Source organism: Sphingobium sp. (genome assembly GCF_035511395.1).
GTDB lineage: Bacteria > Pseudomonadota > Alphaproteobacteria > Sphingomonadales > Sphingomonadaceae > Sphingobium.
In genome coordinates this window covers 1-18506 of record NZ_DATKFP010000339.1, presented here as the reverse complement: position 1 = coordinate 18506, position 18506 = coordinate 1, and the positions used below count along the sequence as shown (strand labels likewise).

The following is an 18506-nucleotide window of genomic DNA, read 5'->3' as shown; positions in this document are numbered from 1 at the left end:
TGGCGCAGATACGCTTGCGACCCAAAGTAGAGCAACTCTGGCGCCAAGGCTTCGCCACGCTTGAACTCAACGCGCGCAACCCCGCCGTCTGGATGCGGGTCACGCCGCAAAAGCTGCTCTATGGCGGCTATACGCTGCGCGGCGACAAGCTGCGGATCGATCTCGGGCTGGAGGCGATCACGGAGAGTTTTGTTGGGCCGCGCCCGGACGATCCAAAGCCGGTTCCACTGCCGCCGCCCGCTCGCGCACGGATCTATGGCCGTTTCGCCATGGCAATCCCGGTGACCGCCGACTATGCGCAGCTCGAACCGGTGATCCTGCGCGCCCTCACCAAACGCGCGGCCCAGCCCTTTACCCTGCCCGCCGTCGGCCCCGTCACTGCCCGCTTCGACAAGGTCGAGGCCTATGGCACGAACCAAGGACGGATCGCGGTGGGGGTGACGTTGACGGTGCGCCCTGCCTCCGGCAAGGTCGGCGAGACGCACGGCCGCATCTGGCTCGTCGCGCGCCCGATCAATGCGCCGGGCAGCGCCGAAGTCCGCTTCACCGACCTCAACGTTACCGGGGCGACCGACGGCGTCGCGGGCGACATGCTGGTGGCGCTCGGCAACAGTCCGGCCTTTTCCCAACTGATTGCCAGTTCGCTGACGCAGAATTTCACCGACGATCTGAACGAGCTTATAGGCAAGATCCGCCGCGCCATGGCCGAAAAACATTTGGGCGACCTGTTCATCCAGAGCCGCATCGACCGGATCGAGACGGGCGAAATCCACGCTTATGGTGCGGGCCTGCACCTGCCGGTCGAGGCCCAGGGGACGGCGCGCATCCGCTATCAGCCGGGCCGTCGCTGAATATTCGCCAGAACGAACAGCGCTCTCTCTGCCACGGGTACGAGCGGCAGTTCGACCACCCTATAGCCCAGTTCCTGATAGCAATGGCGCATCACGGCGCAGGTCGCCTCGGCCTCTTCCCCCGATTGGCGGCGTTCGGCGTCCCTGCGGTAGATGTCCGGCCAATGCGGCGCGAGGAAAATGGTCGGGTGATAGCGGCGGAGGTCGCAGGCGCGCCGCATATGGGCCGGGATCGGCAGACCGCACAGGGTCAGATAGCCGATCAGGTCGGGCATGCCCCGGTCGAACAGAACCGGCCCCTGCGCCCTTTGTGCCTCCTCATAGGATCGCAATTCCCAGTGCAGCATGGCTTCGGCGAAGGCCGCGCGATCGGCCCACGGCAGGGCATTGCCGCCGATCGCCATCTGGCTGCGGATGATGGCGCGGCCGGCCTCCTGCATGACGGTCAATCCCCTTGACGCCAGCGCTTCCGCCAGACTGGTCTTACCCGATCCAGGTCCGCCGGTGAGGATATGGAAGGATGGCGTCATCGACTCTCTCTTCAATAAGCAACCATATGGTTGCATTTATTTGCCTTTGCGTTATGATCGCCGCATCAGGAGGTACTCTTATGACCGACTCCATCATCAAGACCGTCGAGATCGCCGCGCCCGTAGAGAGGGTTTGGGATGCGCTGATCGATCATGAGAAATTCGGCGCCTGGTTTCTGGTCGCGATCGACCAGCCCTTTGCGGTGGGGCAGACCAACACGGGCCGTATGACCTATCCTGGCTATGAACATTTCCCATGGGAATCGCGCACGGTCGCGATCGAACCGATGACCCGTTTCGCCTTCGAGTGGCCCGCCACAGGCGGCGACGAGGATGCGATCAAAAATGGCGTGCCGGAATGGATGCTGGTCGAGTTCGTGCTGGAACCGAGCGCCACTGGCACGACGCTGACCGTGACCGAAAGCGGCTTCGACAAGGTGCCCGAACCGCGCCGCTCCAACGTGCTGCGGTCGAATGACGGCGGCTGGACAGAGCAAATGCAGAATATCAAGCGCTATGCCGAGGGCTGAACCGGCGTCTTTGTTCGCAGCGCTGGGGGATTCGACGCGGCTGGGGCTGGTGAGCTGCCTGTCGGACGGGAGCGAGCGGTCGATCGTGCAACTGGGCGACGGGTTGCCGATGAGCCGGCAGGCGGTGGCCAAGCATCTGGACGTGCTGCATGGCGCGGGACTGGTCCATCGCCGCAAGAACGGGCGCGAGGTCCATTATGCGCTGCGGCGTGAAGCCATAGAGGCGGCGCGGGCCTGGCTGGACGAGGTCGACGCCCAATGGGACGCTACGCTATCCCGGCTCAAGGCCTTTGTGGAAGAAGGGGGCGCATAGGCCCCCCTTCCCTATCCTTATTGCGGCTGCGGCACCGATGCGCGCGCGTCCTGGCCGTCGCCTTCGGGCGCGGCGATGATGTCGCGGGTGGTGGCGCCCTTGTCGACCACTTCGGTTGCCGGATCGCCTGCGGAGGAGCGGATGCCGGCGGCGGCATTGCCACGACCGGCGGCGTTCAGGGTCGAGGTTTCACTTGCGCTACGGGCCGACGGGCCACCGAACATCGCCTGCATCGCTTCGCTGCGCGAATCGACTGCGGCCGCGGCGGGCGTGCCCGGTGCGGGCGGAACCAGCGCGAAGTCGGGCGGGATCACCAGCGGTGCCTGGCGCGAGACGGCGAATTCATCGGGACGGCCGCGATTGAGCAGGCTGTTGCCGCCGCCGCCGCACGCCGACAGGGTAACGACAAGGCCAGCGGCGAGGATCAGGTTACGCTTCACTTCAAAGTCTCCGTCTTTGCGCTCTTGTCGCGCAGCAGCAGCGCCCGTGCAAGCAGGATCAGCACGCCGATGTTGATGGCCGCGTCAGCCAGGTTGAAAATAAGGAAGGGCCGCCATTCGCCGAAATGCAAATCCGCATAATCAACGACATAGCCCAGGCGGACACGGTCGACGATATTGCCGATCGCGCCACCCAGAACGAGGCCCAGCGCCGCGACATCCTGCCGCGCGCGCTCGCGCCACATCCAAACGCCCACAAAGCCCGCGATCAGGATGGTCATGCCGACCAGCGCCCAGCGCATGACATTGGTGTCCGCGTGGAAGAAGCCCATGGATACGCCGCGATTTTCCAGCCAGCGCAAGCGGAAGATGGGCAGGATATCGATCCCCACATCCGCCCGGCTCTTGAGTGCGAGCGGATAGGTGACGGTATATTTGACCAGCTGGTCGAGTATGAGTGTTACGCCCGCGACGCCCAGCCCAAGCGGGCGGTGATTGATGCTCATGCCGTCAGCACCTCGTCGCAGCGGTTGCAGAGCGTGCCGTCTTCCTCCACTTCGGGCAAAAGGCGCCAGCAGCGGCCGCATTTGTGCCAGTCGCTGGGCTTGACGATGATCCCGTCGCCCACGCCCATCTCAATCCGGGCGACGATGGCGATTTCGGCGAAGTTCACACCGTCGCTGGGCAGCAATTCGCCCATGGTGACGTCGGCCTCCAGGCTGGAGCGGATCACTTTTTCACGGCGGAACGGCTCGATCGCTTCGTTCACCTGCTCGCGCTGGTAGCGCAGTTCGCCCCACTTGTCGTTCAGGTGCTGGTTGATCCAGTGCTGATCGACCTCCGGCCATTCGAGGAAATGGACGCTATCCTCGTCACTTGGGAAGCGGCTCTGCCATACTTCCTCAGCAGTGAAGGGGATGATCGGCGCGACATAACGGACCAGCGCGTGAAACAGCGTGTCGAGCAGCGTGCGATAGGCGCGGCGTTTGGGGTCCGACTTCGCATCGCAATAAAGGCAATCCTTGCGGATGTCGAAGAAGAAGGCCGACAGGTCGCTGTTCGCAAAATCGAAGATGGCGCGGGTGTAGCGGCTGAATTCCAGCCAGTTCTCGCTCTTCGCCGCCTTGTCCACCACGGCACGCAGTTCGGCGTCGAGTTGGGCCAGACGATGGAGCATATAGCGCTCCAGCTCCGGCATTTCGGCGTAGGACACCGCTTCCGTCTCTTCATCATAGTCGGAAAGAGCGCCCAGCATGTAGCGGAAAGTGTTGCGCAATTTGCGGTAGGCGTCGGACGAACCGGCGAGCACTTCCTTGCCGATGCGAACGTCATCGAAATAGTCGGTGCTGGCGACCCAGACGCGCAGGATGTCCGCGCCGCTCTCGCTCATGATCTTGAGCGGGTCGACGACATTGCCCAGCGACTTGGACATTTTCTTGCCAGTGCCGTCGAGCGCGAAGCCATGGGTCAGCACCGCCTTGTAGGGCGCCTGACCGCGGGTGCCGCAGCTTTCGAGCAGCGAGGACTGGAACCAGCCGCGATGCTGATCCGATCCCTCGATATAGAGGTCGGCGCGCACGCCTTCGCCATAGCGCCCCTCGACCACGAAGCTGTGGGTCGAGCCGGAATCGAACCAGACGTCGAGAATGTCGTTCACGACCTCATAGTCGGCAAGGTCGTAATCGGGGCCGAGCAGCGCCTGATGATCTGCGCCGAACCACGCGTCCGCGCCCGCACCCTTGAACGCCTCGATGATGCGTGCATTGACAGCCGGATCAACCAGATAGTCGCCGCTCTTGCGATGGACATAGAGCGCGATCGGCACGCCCCAGGCGCGCTGGCGGCTGATGACCCAGTCGGGGCGACCTTCCACCATGGAGCGGATGCGGTTGGTCGACCGCTCAGGCACCCAGCGGGTCTGCTCGATCGCGTCGAGCGCGACTTCGCGCAGCGTCGGCCCGTTGCCGGTGACGACCGGGGTCGGCATCACGCCGCCCTCGACATCGACCACAGCGCCCTGCTGGGGCTGATCCATCGGAATGAACCATTGCGGGGTGCAGCGGAAGATGATCTTCGCCTTGGACCGCCAGCTGTGCGGATAGCTGTGCCTGAAGTCGTCCGAAGCGGCGAGCAGCCCGCCCGCCTGCGCCAAGTCGGTGCAGATCGGGCCGTCCTTGCTGACGAATTTGGGATTGATGACCGACCCCTGCCCGCCCAGCCAGAGCCAGTCGGCGCGATATTTGCCATCGCCCTCGACCGCGAAGACGGGGTTCAGGCCGTTCGCCTTGCACAGCGCAAAGTCGTCCTCGCCATGGTCCGGCGCCATGTGGACGAGGCCGGTGCCCGCATCGGTAGTGACGAAATCGCCCGCGAGGAACGGGCGGGGCTTGGCAAAAAAGCCGCCCAGCGCGTGCATCGGGTGACGGGCGACGGCTCCGGCGAGGTCGGAGCCTTTGAAACGTCCGCGCTCCGCGACACTCCAACCAGTCCGACGCTCAAACTCCTCGACCAAATCGGCTGCGACAACGACAAGCCGCTCTTCCTTGATCATCGGCATATCATCGCCGGGATTAATAAACTTTGCTTCGCCAGAATAAGCCTGACCAACCAAATACTCAACCTCCGGCCCATAAGCCAAAGCCTGGTTCACCGGGATCGTCCAGGGCGTCGTCGTCCAGATCACCGCATGGGCACCGATGAGGTCCGGCGCGTTCGGCGCTTCCATGATCTCGAACGCCACGTCGATCTGGGTCGAGGTGATGTCCTCATATTCCACTTCCGCCTCGGCCAGCGCGGTCTTTTCGACCGGGGACCACATGACGGGCTTGGCGCCGCGATAGAGCTGGCCGCTTTCCGCGAACTTCAGCAGTTCACCGACGATCGTCGCCTCGGCATCGAACTTCATGGTCAGATAGGGATCGGACCAGTCGCCCATCACGCCCAGACGCTTGAACTGATCCTTCTGCACGCCCACCCACTTGTCGGCATAGGCGCGGCACTGGGCGCGGAATTCGGACGCGGGAACCTCGTCCTTGTTCAGCTTCTTCTTGCGATATTCCTCCTCGATCTTCCATTCGATCGGGAGGCCGTGGCAGTCCCAGCCGGGCACATAAGGCGCATCCTTGCCGAGCAGCGACTGGCTGCGGACGATGATGTCCTTCAGCACCTTGTTCATCGCATGGCCCATATGGATGTCGCCATTGGCGTAGGGCGGGCCGTCATGCAGGATGAAGCGTTCGCGCCCGGCGCGCTTTTCGCGCAGCTTGCCATAGAGGTCCATCGCCTCCCACTTCGCCGCGATGGCCGGTTCCTTCTGCGCAAGGCCGGCCTTCATCGGGAAGTCGGTGACGGGAAGGAAGACGGTGCTCTTATAGTCAGGTGCGTCGGTCATGGGTGTCCGGTATCTGCAAACATCCGTTCGTTTCGAGCGCAGTCGAGAAACGCAAGCAATGCGCTATCTGCTTCTCGACTTCGCTCGAAGCGAACGGGTGAGAAAAATGTGCCCGGTGCCTTAAGCGACGTGGGGCGTTCCCGCAAGGATTTGCCGCGCATCGGCACAGTCCTGCGCGATCTGCGCGATCAGCGGGTCGAGACCGTCATATTTCGCTTCGGGCCGCAGATAATGGATCAGTTGCACCTCGATGCACTGGTCATAGAGGCTTTCGGCGAAATCGAAGAAATGCGGTTCCAGCAGTTCCTTGGGCGGGTCGAAGCTGGGACGGATGCCGAGATTCGCCGCGCCGTCCAGAACCCGGCCGTCGGGCAGCAGTCCGCGCACGGCATAGATGCCATAGGCCGGGCGCAGATAAGGGCCAAGGTCGATATTGGCCGTGGGAAAGCCGATGGTACGGCCGAGCTTGTCGCCATGCTGGACGATCCCCTCGATCGCGAAGGGCCGGGTCAGCAGGCGCGTGGCTGTGGCGCAATCGCCCGCGCGCAGGGCTTCGCGGATGCGGCTGGAGGAAATGACGCCCTCCCCGTCCGTAACCGGGGCGACCGCCTCGGCAGGCAGGCCGAGTTCGCCGAAGCAGGCGATCGTGCCGCTGCGCCCTTTGCCGAAGGTGAAATCCTCACCGGTGACGACGGCGGCGACGCCAAGCGCCTCGGTGAGGAGGTGGACATAGGCGGCCGGATCGAGCGCAGCGAGCGCATGGGTGAAGTCGAACACCAGCATGGCGTCTGCCCCGGCGCGGGCGAACAGCGCCTCCCGCTGGTCGAGCGTGGTCAGGCGGAAGCTGGGTGTGTCCGGCTGGAACAGCCGCATCGGATGGGGATCGAATGTGGCGACGATCGCAGGGCGACCTTCGGCGCGGGCGCGCTCGATCGCACGGCCGACCACCGCCTGATGGCCTGCATGAAACCCATCGAAATTGCCGAGCGCCATGACGCTCCCACGCAAATGAGCGGGGATCGGGGCGCTGCTGAGGAGCCTTTCCATCGCGCGGGCTATAGGGGCGCGGGCTTGGCGTGGCAATTGGGGATGCTTGCCACGCCCACCCGGATGTAATCCGTCATTCCGGCGAACGCCGGAATCCAGAGCCACAGGCGCGGCATATCGACGCCCTGGACCCCGGCATCCGCCGGGTTGACGAATGACTAGTGGATTGATTTTGACATTTGTATCCCGCCAGCCGGGGACGCAAATGTCAGAATCGGCCCACTAGATGCGGACAAAGGTGACGAAACTATAGGCCGGCCTGCCGTCCAGCGCGGGATGATCCGCGCGCGCGACTTCCCGCCAGTCCGCCGGATCGGGATAGGGGATGGCCGCATCCCCCTCCGCGTCCAGATGCACTTCGGTCAGTTCGATCCGGTCGGCGCGGTCCAGGAACAGGCGATGGATTTCCGCGCCGCCGATCACCATGACGGTCAGCGCATCGGCCAGCGCGATCGCGCTTTCGACGTCATGGGCGACCTCGGCCCCTTCCCCGGTCCAGTCCCGGTCGCGGGTCAGCACGATATGGCGGCGGCCCGGCAGCAGGCCGGGCAGGCTGTCGAAGGTCTTGCGCCCCATGACCATCGGATGGCCGGCGGTGATCGCCTTGAAATGTTTGAGGTCGGCCGGCAACCGCCAGGGCAGGTCGCCATCCTTGCCGATCACGCCATTGTCGGCGCGGGCGAGGACGAGGACGATCTCGCTCACAGGCTGAGCCGCGTCACATGCCCCATTTTGCGGCCGGGGCGCGCTTCATGCTTGCCGTAGAGGTGCAGATGGTTCGCCGGATCGGACAGGATCGCCTGCCAGTCATTGGCGTCGTCACCGATCAGGTTGCGCATCTCGACACGCGGCGCGGCAAGGCCGGTGTCGCCAAGCGGCAGGCCGCAGATCGCGCGGACATGATTTTCGAACTGGCTCGTCACCGCGCCCTCGATGGTCCAGTGGCCGCTATTGTGAACGCGCGGCGCCATTTCGTTGAAGACCGGACCGTCGGCGCTGGCGAAAAATTCGCAGGTCAGCACGCCGACATAGCCGAGCGCGTCGGCAATCCTGTGCGCCATGCCGCGGGCCTGCTCCATCTGCCCCTCGATCAGCGGCCCGGCGGGTGCGGTGGAGGTCGCAAGGATGCCGTTCACATGGACATTGGCGGGAGAATCCCAGAAGCGCACTTCGCCATCTGCGCCGCGCACCAGGATCACCGAAAATTCTTCGGCGAAGGTGACGAAACCTTCGAGGATCGCGCTCTGGCGGCCGATGGCGTTCCAGGCGCCCACGGCATCGCCCGGCTCGGACAGGCGCGCCTGCCCCTTGCCGTCATAGCCCATGCGGTTGGTCTTGAGGATCGCGCGGCTGCCGACCTGTTCGATCGCGCTTTCGAGGTCGTCGAGGCTCTCTACCGGCGCGAAGGGCGCGGTTAGCCCGCCCAGATCGACGACGAAGCGCTTTTCCGCAAGCCGATCCTGCGCCACGCGCAGCGCCTGTGCGCCAGGACGGACGAGGCCATGGCTGCCCAGCACCTCGACCGCGGCGGGATCGATATTCTCAAACTCATAGGTGACGACGTCGACGCGATCGGCAAAGGCGGCGAGCGCATCGGCGTCCTCATAGGCGCCGCGCGTCCAGCAGGGCGAAACGTCAGCGGCAGGACCGCTCTCCTCCGGCGCGTAGATGCAGGTGCGATAGCCCAGCTGCGCCGCCGCCATGGCGATCATCCGGCCGAGCTGGCCGCCGCCGATTATGCCGATGGTGGAGCCGGGCGCGATGGTCGTCATGTTTATTCTGCTCAGTCTTCGACGGTTTCGGCGACGGCGTCGGTCTGGCGCGCGCGCCAGGCATCGAGCCGCTGTGCCAGTTCGGAATCGTTGGTGGCGAGGATCGCTGCGGCCATCAGCCCCGCGTTGATCGCGCCGGGCTTACCGATCGCCAGCGTGCCGACGGGGATGCCGCCGGGCATCTGGACGATGGAGAGCAGCGAATCCATGCCCTTCAGCGCCTTGGATTCGACCGGCACGCCCAGCACCGGCAGCCGCGTCATCGACGCCGCCATGCCCGGCAGATGCGCCGCGCCGCCTGCGCCGGCGATGATGACCTTGAGGCCGCGCGCCGCTGCGCCGGTGGCATAGTCATAGAGGCGCTGCGGGGTGCGGTGGGCCGACACGACCTTGCATTCATGGACGACGCCCAGCGCTTCCAGCGTTTCGGCGGCATGGCGCATGGTCTCCCAATCGGACCGCGACCCCATGATGATGCCGACTTCCACTGCCCCGCTCATAGCATGCTTCCCCTGATCGCGCGGCGTCCTGCTGCCGCCCGGAAAGCAAAGCCCCTTAGCGGCCGGGCCGCCAGGGGGCAATGTGGATTCGGGCGAAAAGCGGGGCTTTTACCGCTCCGACAGATAATAGCGGTCGATCGCACTCAGATCGTCCGCCAGTTCGTATACGATCGGCTGGCCGGTCGGGATTTCCAGTTCGGTGATCTCGTCGTCGGGAATGTTCGACAGATGCTTCACCAACGCGCGCAGCGAATTGCCGTGGGCGGAGATCAGCACGCGCTTGCCGGCCTTCAGATCGGGCGCGATGGTCGATTCCCAATAGGGCAGCACGCGGGCGATCGTGTCCTTGAGGGATTCGGTCGACGGGATGGCGATGCCGGCATAGCGGCGGTCGGCCGACAGGTCGAACTCGCTACCCGCTTCCAGCACCGGCGGCGGAATGTCGAAGCTGCGGCGCCAGATCTTGACCTGATCGTCGCCATGCTTGGCCGCCGTCTCCGCCTTGTTGAGGCCGGTGAGGCCGCCATAATGGCGCTCATTGAGGCGCCAGTCCTTCTCGACCGGCAGCCAGAGCCGCCCCATTTCCTCCAGCGCCAGGTTCAACGTCTTGATCGCCCGGCTTTGGAGCGAGGTGTAGCACTGGTCGAAGTCCAGCCCCTTTTCCGCCATCAGCCGCCCGGCCGCCCGCGCTTCACCCACACCCTTTTCGGTCACGTCGACGTCCCACCATCCGGTGAAGCGGTTTTCAAGGTTCCACGTCGACTGGCCATGGCGGATAAGGACGAGAGTGGGCATGGGGCGCGTCTCCTGCAAATGATGCGCATCCCATAACGGGCAAAATCGCGGGCGCAAGCCTTGTGGACGCTCGGCTGAGGCCCACATTGCAGTCGATCCGCCGATGCGATAGCCCTTGGCGGACGAACGGAAAGGAAGTTGCAACTTGGCATTTGTGAAGGGCGCCTGGCGCATATTGGTCGCGATCAAGGACGGCCTCGTCCTCCTCTTCCTGCTGCTCTTCTTCGGCGCGCTTTATGCCGCCCTCTCCTTCTCGCCCAAGCCGGGCAAATCCGTATCGTCGGGCGCGCTGCTGCTCGACCTTGACGGCAGCATCGTGGAGCAGCCGACCGTAGTCAGCCCGATGGCACTGCTGAGCGGCTCCGGGCCGGAGGCGAAGGAATATCGCCTGTCCGACATCGTCGCAGCGCTCGACGCCGCAAGGACCGACAGCAAGGTCAAGGCTGTGGTGCTGAACCTCGACGGCTTCATCGGCGGCGGTCAGGTCGCGATGGCGCGCGTAGGCAAGGCGCTGGATGGCGTGCGCGCGGCCAAGAAGCCTGTGCTGGCCTATGCCACGCTCTACAGCGACGACAGCTATCAACTGGCCGCCCATGCCAGCGAAGTGTGGAGCGATCCGCTGGGCGGCGTCGCGATCCTCGGCCGGGGCGGTTCGAACCTCTATTACAAGGGACTGATCGACAAACTGGGGGTCAACACGCACGTCTATCGCGTCGGTACCTACAAGAGCTTCGTCGAACCCTTCATCCGTACCGACCAGTCACCAGAGGCAAAACAGGCCAATCAGGCGCTGGCCGGCGCCCTGTGGCAAAATTGGCAGGACGATGTGGCCAAGGCGCGGCCCAAGGCGAAGATCGCCACCTATGCCGCCAATCCGCTGGCGGCCGCGCAGGCGACCGGCGGCGACATTGCCAAGGCGGCGCTCGCTGCGGGTCTTGTCGACAAGCTGGGCGACGAAGCCGCCTTCGGGGACCGGGTGGCGGACATTGCGGGTGAAGCCACCAGCGACAAGGCCGGCGCTTTCGCCTCGATCGACCTCAACACCTATGTAAAGGCGCGCAAGCCCGCCAATGACGGGCAGATCGGCGTGCTGACCGTGGCGGGCGACATTGTCGATGGCGAAGCCGGCCCCGGCACGGCGGCGGGCGACACCATTTCCGACCTGCTGCTGACCGCGCTCAATGAAAAGAAGCTCAAGGCGCTGGTCGTGCGCGTCGACTCTCCGGGCGGCTCCGTCATGGCGTCGGAAAAGATTCGTGGGGCGATCATGCAGGCGAAGGCGGCCGGCATGCCGGTGGTCGTGTCCATGGCCAATGTCGCGGCAAGCGGCGGCTATTGGGTATCGACACCGGGCGACGTCATCTTTGCCGAGCCGGACACCATCACCGGCTCCATCGGCGTTTTCGGCATCATCCCCAGCTTCGAAGGCACGCTGGCGAAGATGGGCATCACCACCGACGGCGTGCGTACCACGCCGCTGTCCGGCCAGCCCGACGTCACCGGCGGCACCACGTCGGAATTCGACCAGATCATGCAACTGGGCGTCGAGGATATCTATCGCCGCTTCGTCGGCCTCGTCGCGCAATCCCGTCGCAAGTCGCCGCAGGACATCGACGCCATCGCGCAGGGCCGCGTCTGGGACGGTGGCACCGCGCGCCAGATCGGGCTAGTCGACCGTTTCGGCGGGCTGGAGGATGCCATCGCCGAAGCCGCACGCCGGGCAAAGCTCGATCCCGCCAAGGCCAGGCCCTATTATATCGAGAAACAGCCCGACAAGTTCGCCGAGTTCATACAGTCGCTCGCCGACCGCGAACAGGATGACAGCAGCGCACCGCGCGACATGCTGGCCCGTCAGGCGTGGATGCAGCGCGGCTGGGCGATGCAGGCGGTGTCGGACGTGAAGTCGCTGGTCATGGGTGCGGGCGTCCGTGCGGATTGCCTGGAATGCAGGGGCTATGGCGCGCCAAAGCAGCGGAACGCGGCAGAGGAGCACGGCGTACTGGCTATGCTGGTGGGGTTGTGGCGGTGAGGTAGTGGCGGCCGATGGCCAGAAGCAGCCATTAATTCGACGTCATGCCGGGCTTCACTAGTGAAGGGTTGAGGCTTGTCGATCCCGGATCAAACCCCGGATGCCGCGATTGTCGAAGAGCCGCCCGCCCCAACCATTCGCTACCCTGAAAATGACCGACCGTCAGTCCGCGGCCTTCAACCAGGCCGCCACTTTTTCCGCTATCGCGCGGAAGGCGTCGGCATGGGCGTCCTCGCCCGCGGCTGGAGGATCGCCCGCGTCCGAGCGGCGGCGGATGTCTATCGCGAGCGGGATGCGACCAAGGAATGGCATCGACAATTCGCCAGCCGTACTTTCCGCACCACCCTGCCCGAAGGGATCGGACAGTTCGCCGCAATGGGGGCAGGCATAACCAGCCATATTCTCGACCAGCCCCACCATCGGCACGCCCGCCTGCGCAAACAGGCTGACCGCGCGGGTCGCGTCGATCAGGGCCAGATCCTGCGGCGTGGAGACGATTACCGCACCGGCGGGCTTGTGCTTCTGGACCATGGTCAGCTGGATGTCGCCAGTGCCCGGCGGCATGTCGACCACCAGCAATTCGGTGTCGCCCCATTCCGCGTCGATCAACTGCGTCAGCGCATTGCCGACCATCGGTCCGCGCCAGGCGAGCGCCTTGCCCGGTTCGACCAGATGCGCCATCGACAGCATCGGAATGTCGGCGACGCCGCTGACGGGCACCAGCTTCTTGTCGCGTGCGACGGGCTTCTGATCCTCGCTGCCCATCAGCTTGGCCTGCGAGGGACCATAGATATCGGCATCGACCAGTCCGACCCGGATCCCCAGCCGATGGAGCGCGACGGCGAGATTGGCCGACAGCGTCGATTTGCCAACGCCCCCCTTGCCCGAGGCGACGGCGAGGATGCGCAGTGCCTTGCGCTCCGCCGTCATGGCGATCCGCACGTCCGTCACGCCCGGCACTGTCAGCCCGCCCTCGCGGATCGCGGCGGCCAGGCCGTCGCGCTTGTCCGGGGCAAGGCCGCCCACGTCGAGCGCGAGGGTCATCACTCCGTCCTTCACGCGCGGGGTGCTGGCGCGACCATCGGTAAGGGCAGTCAAACGGGCGGCAAAATCGGCTAGATCGGTCATGACGACGCCCTGTAGGAAATATTCGCGGCCATTGGCACTGTTTTTCATGAAAAAGCCTTCCTATAGAAGACAACATGAAAAGAATGTTCGGGTGGATGCCCGCGATCGCAGCGATGGTTCAAGGCCCCTGGGGCGGCAAGAATGACGGACCGGACGGGGACGGACAGAAGGGCGGCGGCGACAGCGGCCCCCGCAATCCGTGGACCCAGCCGGGTAAGCCGTCGGGCGGCAATCCCAAGGGACCGTCGGCGATCGAGGAACTGCTGCGTCGCGGCCGCGAACGGTTCGGCGAAGGCGGCGGCGGCCAGGGCGGCGGCTTTGGCGGCCTGCCCCCGCGCGCGTCCGGCAAGGCGCTGTGGCCGATCGCTATCGGCATATTGGTCGTGCTATGGCTGGTGCTGACCAGCTTCCACCGGGTTGGCCCGCAGGAACGCGGCGTCGTCACCCTGCTCGGCAAATATAGCCGCACGCTATCGCCCGGCATCAGCCTGACCCTGCCAGCCCCGTTCGAGGCGGTGACGACGGTCGATGTCGAGGAAATCCGCACGATCGACATCGGGTCGGTGAGCGCGGAAAGCGAAAATCTGGTATTGACCGGCGACCAGAATATCATCGACCTCGCCTATTCGGTGCGTTGGAACATCCGCAATCCGGAACTCTATCTGTTCCAGCTGTCGGACCCGGATTCGACCGTGCGCGAAGTGGCCGAAAGCGCGATGCGCTCGGTCCTCGCCAGCGTCAGCCTGGACGATGCGCTGGGTGCCGGCCGGACCACGATCGAACAGCAGGTCGAGCAGCGGATGCAGGAGATACTGGACGGCTACAAGTCGGGCATCCGCATTCAGGGCGTCGCGATCAAGCAGGCCGATCCGCCGACCGCCGTCAACGACGCGTTCAAGGCCGTGTCGGCCGCGCAGCAGACCGCCCAGACCTACCTCAACGAAGCCCGCGCCGCCGCGCAGCAGGTGACGGCCAAGGCGCAGGGTGAGGCCGCGGCCTTCGACAAGGTCTATGAGCAGTATAAGCTGGCGCCCGACGTGACCCGCCGGCGCATGTATTATGAAACCATGGAGGGTGTACTGTCGAACGTCGACAAGACTATCGTCGAAGGCACGAATGTGACGCCCTATCTTCCCTTGCCTGAATTGAAGCGGCGCGCGCAGGCGGCCCCGGCCCAGGGTGCGAACAGCACCACCGCGACGGAGGGCCAGTAATGTCCATCATGCGTCATCCCGTCGCCCTTGCCATGATCGCGTTGCTCGCGCTCATCATCCTGGGCAGCACCGTCGCGATCGTGCCGGAAACCAAGCAGGGCGTGATCGTCCGCTTCGGTGAACCCAAGGCGATCGTGAACCGCTATCGCGCCAATGAAAGCTTCGGCAATACCGGCGCGGGCGTCATTCTGCGCATGCCGTTCCTCGACCAGGTCGTGTGGATCGACAAGCGCGTCCTGTCGGTCGAGATGGAGCGGCAGCAGGTGCTGTCGACCGACCAGCTGCGACTTCAGGTCGATGCCTTCGCCCGCTATCGCATCGTCGACCCGCTGCGCATGTATATCGCGGCGGGCAGCGAGGAACGCGTGTCCGATGCGCTGCGTCCGATCTTGGGTTCCGCGCTGCGCAACGAGCTGGGCAAGCGCCCCTTCGCCGCACTGCTCAGTCCTGAGCGCGGCCAGGTGATGGACAATATCGAGGCAGGTCTCAACCGCGTCGCCCGCCAATATGGCGCGCAGATCGTCGACGTGCGGATCAAGCGCGCCGACCTGCCCGACGGCACGCCGCTGGAAAGCGCCTTCACCCGCATGCGCACCGCGCGCGAGCAGGAAGCGCTGACCATCCGCGCGCAGGGCGCCAAGCAGGCGCAGATCATCCGCGCCGAAGCGGACGCAAACGCCGCGCGCATCTATGCCGAAAGCTATGGCAAGGATCCGAATTTCTACGATTTCTACCGCGCCATGCAGAGCTATCGCTACACTTTCTCGCCCGATCGGACCGGGCAGACCAACATCATCCTGTCGCCGGACAACCAGTTCCTGCGTCAGTTCCAGGGAGGACGTTAAACTTTCGTAATGATCCTCTGCGGATCATTACGGAACCAGCGTCATTCAATGAGGGTTAAGGCAAGGCGGCGCATGTCAGGGCTTCCCCAGAAAGTCCCGCCTTCCATTCCCTGAAGATCTGAAGAGGACCGTCACGAGTGCGTTACGCTTATGCCATCACCGGCGCCCTGCTGCTCGGCGGCACCGCAATTGCCGTCACCACCAGCTCCAATGTCGGCGCGCAGGTCGCGCAGAATGAAGGATTGACGGCAGCGGCTCCGGCAGGCGCTCCCGCAAGCCTGGCCGACATGGTTGAAAAACTCCAGCCCGCCGTCGTGAACATCTCGACCAAGCAACGCGTGCAGGTGCAGAATCCTTTTGCCGGCACGCCCTTCGGCGAACTGTTCGGCCAGGGCGGCGGCCAGCCGCAGACCCGTCAGGCCCAGTCGCTGGGTTCGGGCTTCATCATCTCGGCCGATGGCTATATCGTCACCAACAACCATGTGGTGTCGGCCGGTGCCGAAGGCGCGTCGGTCGAGCAGATCACCGTCACCCTGACCAACAAGGAAGAATATACCGCCAAGCTGGTGGGCCGCGACGCTGCGACCGACATAGCGGTGTTGAAGATCGAACCGAAGAAGGCGCTGCCCTTCGTCAAGTTCGGCGACAGCACAAAGGCGCGCGTGGGCGACTGGGTGGTCGCGATCGGCAACCCCTTCGCTCTGTCGGGCACCGTGACCGCCGGCATCATCTCTGCCGTGCATCGTGGCACCGGCGGCACCTATGACAAGTTCATCCAGACCGACGCGTCGATCAACCAGGGCAATAGCGGCGGCCCGATGTTCGACATGCGCGGCAACGTGATCGGCATCAACAGCCAGATCCTGTCGCCGTCCGGCGGCAATGTCGGCATCGGTTTCGCCATTCCTTCGGAACAGGCGGGACCGATCGTGGAAACGCTGCGCAAGGGTCAGAGCATCAAGCGCGGTTATCTCGGCGTGCAGATCAGCCCGCTGGGCGAAGACATGGCCGACTCGCTCGGCCTCGCCAAGAATAGTGGCGAGTTCATCCAGGGCGTCGAACCTGGAAAGGGCGCGGACAAGGCCGGGATCAAGGCGGGCGACGTGATCATCAGCGTCGCCGGACAGGAAGTGACCGCCGACCAGAATCTGTCCTCGATCGTCGCCAACCAGCCGATCGGGTCGCGCGTGCCGATCACTCTGATCCGCAATGGCCAGCGCATGACGGTGAACGCCGTCGTGGGCGAACGCCCGTCGGAAGACGAACTGAACAGCTTCGCCCAGCCGCAGGGTGACGAGGACTTCAGCCAGCAGCCGCAAAATCCGGGCAAGGCGACCGACCAGGCGCTTGGCGTTTCGGCGATCCCGCTGACGCCCGGCATCATTCGCCAGCTCGGCATTTCCGCCGACACGCGCGGCATCGTCATCACCGCGGTCGACGGATCGACCGACGCGGGCGCCAAGGGCCTGCGCCGCGGCGACGTCATCATCAGCGCCAATAACCGTCCGGTCACGAGCCAGGCGGAACTGGACGCGCAGGTGAAGGCCGTGGCTGGACAGGGTCGCAACGCGATCCTGCTTCAGGTGCTGCGTCGCGGTCAGCCGGCCATCTTCCTGCCGGTGCGCCTGCGCGACAAATAAGCGGCGCTTGCCGAACCGCCCACGCTCTGTAGAGTGTGGGCGCCATATCAGACCCGTTCGGGCTGAGCCTGTCGGAGGCCTTTTCTTCGGGAAGGGACGTCCCTTCTACAGGCTCAGGGCGAACGGGTTTTATTTTTTGGAGTTGCAGCATGAGCGACGGCATCTTCATCGGCCTTGGCGCACCGGACAAGGATGGCCCGGACGGAGCCAAGGGCATCCCCCAGACACTGAACCTGCGCCGCGCCAACCGCCACGGCCTGATCGCGGGCGCGACCGGCACCGGCAAGACGGTGACGTTGCAGGGCATCGCCGAAAGTTTCTCCGCGCGCGGCGTACCGGTGTTCCTGGCCGATGTGAAAGGTGACCTTGCCGGCATTTCCATGGCCGGCTCCCCGACCGCCAAGAATGCCGACAAGCTGGTGTCGCGCGCAGCGGAAATCGGCATCACCGATTACAGTTATGCCGATAACCCGGCGATCTTCTGGGATCTTTACGGCGAACAGGGCCATCCGATCCGCACCACCGTCAGCGAGATGGGACCGTTGCTGCTGGCACGGCTGATGGGCCTTAATGAAACGCAGGAAGGCGTGCTGTCGATCGCCTTCAAATATGCCGATGAGGAAGGGCTGTTGCTGCTCGACCTCGGCGATCTCCAGGCGATGCTGGCCTATTGCGCGGAGAATGCCGACATGCTGTCCGCCAAATACGGCAATGTGACCAAGGCAAGCGTCGGCGCGATCCAGCGCCAGCTGCTCCAGCTGGAAAGCCAGGGCGGCGACCATTTCTTCGGCGAACCGGCGCTCGACATTCACGACATGCTGAAGGTCGATGAGCAGGGCCGCGGCTATGTGAATGTGCTGGCGGCCGACAAGCTGATGCAGAGCCCCAAGCTCTACGCGACCTTCCTGTTGTGGCTGCTGTCCGAATTGTTCGAAACGCTGCCCGAAGTGGGCGACCCGGACAAGCCGGTGCTGGTCTTCTTCTTCGATGAGGCGCACCTGCTGTTCGACGACGCGCCCAAGGCGCTGACCGACAAGATCGAGCAGGTGGTGCGGCTGATCCGCTCCAAGGGCGTGGGTGTCTATTTCGTGACGCAGAACCCGATCGATATTCCGGAGGATGTCGCGGGCCAGCTGGGCAACCGGGTGCAGCACGCGTTGCGCGCCTTCACCCCGCGCGACCAGAAGGCGATCAAGGCGGCGGCTGATACCTTCCGCATCAATCCTGAGTTGAATGTCGAAACGGCGATCACCGAACTCAAGGTCGGCGAGGCGCTGGTATCGCTGCTTCAGGAGGACGGGTCGCCCGGCATCGTCCAGCGCACATTGGTCGCCCCACCCCGCTCGTGGCTGGGACCGGTCGATGCCAAGGAGCGCGCGATCATCCAGTCGATCTCGCCGTGCGCCGACAAATATGACACGGCGGTCAACCGGGAGTCGGCCGAGGAAATCCTGGCCGCGCGCGGTCAGGCCGCCGCTGCC

18 protein-coding genes are annotated in these 18506 nt (G+C 64.7%); 8 read left to right on the top strand and 10 right to left on the bottom strand.

The annotated features are described in order from the left end of the window. Positions 1–851 (top strand): DUF4403 family protein (locus VMR39_RS23360; RefSeq protein ID WP_325419681.1); only part of this gene is annotated, 851 nt, incomplete at its 5' end. Here VMR39_RS23360 and VMR39_RS23355 read toward each other — a convergent pair. Continuing rightward, positions 833–1381, bottom strand: coding sequence for an AAA family ATPase (locus VMR39_RS23355; RefSeq protein WP_325419678.1), 549 nt, complete (start codon positions 1379–1381; stop codon positions 833–835). The two genes, VMR39_RS23360 and VMR39_RS23355, sit on opposite strands and share 19 nt — an antisense overlap. Positions 1382–1461: 80 nt before the next feature. Between VMR39_RS23355 and VMR39_RS23350 the strand changes: the two genes are divergently transcribed. After that, positions 1462–1911: an SRPBCC family protein gene (locus VMR39_RS23350; RefSeq protein WP_325419676.1), complete on the top strand. Its 450-nt coding sequence runs from the start codon at positions 1462–1464 to the stop codon at positions 1909–1911. Positions 1912–1921: 10 nt separating this feature from the next. After that, positions 1922–2224, top strand: a complete 303-nt coding sequence (locus VMR39_RS23345) for an ArsR/SmtB family transcription factor (protein WP_414712583.1) — start codon at positions 1922–1924, stop codon at positions 2222–2224. A gap of 17 nt (positions 2225–2241) precedes the next feature. Here VMR39_RS23345 and VMR39_RS23340 read toward each other — a convergent pair whose 3' ends face one another. The 8 genes from VMR39_RS23340 to gpmA form a co-directional block, all read right to left on the bottom strand. After that, complete coding sequence (locus tag VMR39_RS23340) at positions 2242–2664, bottom strand: DUF3035 domain-containing protein (protein ID WP_325419672.1); 423 nt, start codon at positions 2662–2664, stop codon at positions 2242–2244. Beyond that, a complete protein-coding gene (gene lspA, locus VMR39_RS23335; protein WP_325419670.1) occupies positions 2661–3170 on the bottom strand; it encodes a signal peptidase II in 510 nt (169 codons plus the stop codon). The genes VMR39_RS23340 and lspA overlap by 4 nt, the downstream gene beginning before the upstream one ends. After that, positions 3167–6055, bottom strand: a complete 2889-nt coding sequence (gene ileS, locus VMR39_RS23330; protein WP_325419668.1) for an isoleucine--tRNA ligase — start codon at positions 6053–6055, stop codon at positions 3167–3169. The genes lspA and ileS overlap by 4 nt, the downstream gene beginning before the upstream one ends. Before the next feature lie 120 nt (positions 6056–6175). After that, on the bottom strand, positions 6176–7102 hold the full coding sequence (locus tag VMR39_RS23325; protein WP_325419666.1) for a bifunctional riboflavin kinase/FAD synthetase: 927 nt from the start codon (positions 7100–7102) through the stop codon (positions 6176–6178). 222 nt (positions 7103–7324) lie between these two features. After that, entirely contained in the window at positions 7325–7807 is a 483-nt protein-coding gene (locus VMR39_RS23320; protein WP_325419664.1) for a dihydrofolate reductase, read from the bottom strand. Next, positions 7804–8874: a 5-(carboxyamino)imidazole ribonucleotide synthase gene (locus VMR39_RS23315; protein ID WP_325419662.1), complete on the bottom strand. Its 1071-nt coding sequence runs from the start codon at positions 8872–8874 to the stop codon at positions 7804–7806. Before VMR39_RS23315 ends, VMR39_RS23320 begins: the two co-directional genes overlap by 4 nt. A gap of 11 nt (positions 8875–8885) precedes the next feature. Next, positions 8886–9374 (bottom strand): 5-(carboxyamino)imidazole ribonucleotide mutase, encoded by a 489-nt coding sequence (gene purE, locus VMR39_RS23310; RefSeq protein WP_325419660.1) that lies wholly within the window; start codon positions 9372–9374, stop codon positions 8886–8888. Between the two features lie 108 nt (positions 9375–9482). After that, positions 9483–10169, bottom strand: a complete 687-nt coding sequence (gene gpmA, locus VMR39_RS23305) for a 2,3-diphosphoglycerate-dependent phosphoglycerate mutase (protein WP_325419658.1) — start codon at positions 10167–10169, stop codon at positions 9483–9485. Positions 10170–10314: 145 nt separating this feature from the next. Between gpmA and sppA the strand changes: the two genes are divergently transcribed. Further along, positions 10315–12198 (top strand): signal peptide peptidase SppA, encoded by a 1884-nt coding sequence (gene sppA / locus VMR39_RS23300; protein WP_325419656.1) that lies wholly within the window; start codon positions 10315–10317, stop codon positions 12196–12198. A gap of 162 nt (positions 12199–12360) precedes the next feature. Here sppA and VMR39_RS23295 read toward each other — a convergent pair whose 3' ends face one another. Next, positions 12361–13326: an Mrp/NBP35 family ATP-binding protein gene (locus VMR39_RS23295; RefSeq protein WP_325419683.1), complete on the bottom strand. Its 966-nt coding sequence runs from the start codon at positions 13324–13326 to the stop codon at positions 12361–12363. Positions 13327–13400: 74 nt separating this feature from the next. On the opposite strand from VMR39_RS23295, the gene hflK reads away from it, so the two are divergent. The 4 genes from hflK to VMR39_RS23275 all read left to right on the top strand — a co-directional run. Further along, a complete protein-coding gene (gene hflK, locus VMR39_RS23290; protein WP_325419654.1) occupies positions 13401–14540 on the top strand; it encodes an FtsH protease activity modulator HflK in 1140 nt (379 codons plus the stop codon). Continuing rightward, a complete protein-coding gene (locus VMR39_RS23285) occupies positions 14540–15385 on the top strand; it encodes a protease modulator HflC (protein ID WP_325419652.1) in 846 nt (281 codons plus the stop codon). Before hflK ends, VMR39_RS23285 begins: the two co-directional genes overlap by 1 nt. Positions 15386–15522: 137 nt before the next feature. After that, entirely contained in the window at positions 15523–17025 is a 1503-nt protein-coding gene (locus VMR39_RS23280) for a Do family serine endopeptidase (protein WP_325419649.1), read from the top strand. A gap of 149 nt (positions 17026–17174) precedes the next feature. Then, a partial coding sequence (locus tag VMR39_RS23275; RefSeq protein ID WP_325419647.1) for a helicase HerA-like domain-containing protein occupies positions 17175–18506 on the top strand: 1332 nt, incomplete at its 3' end.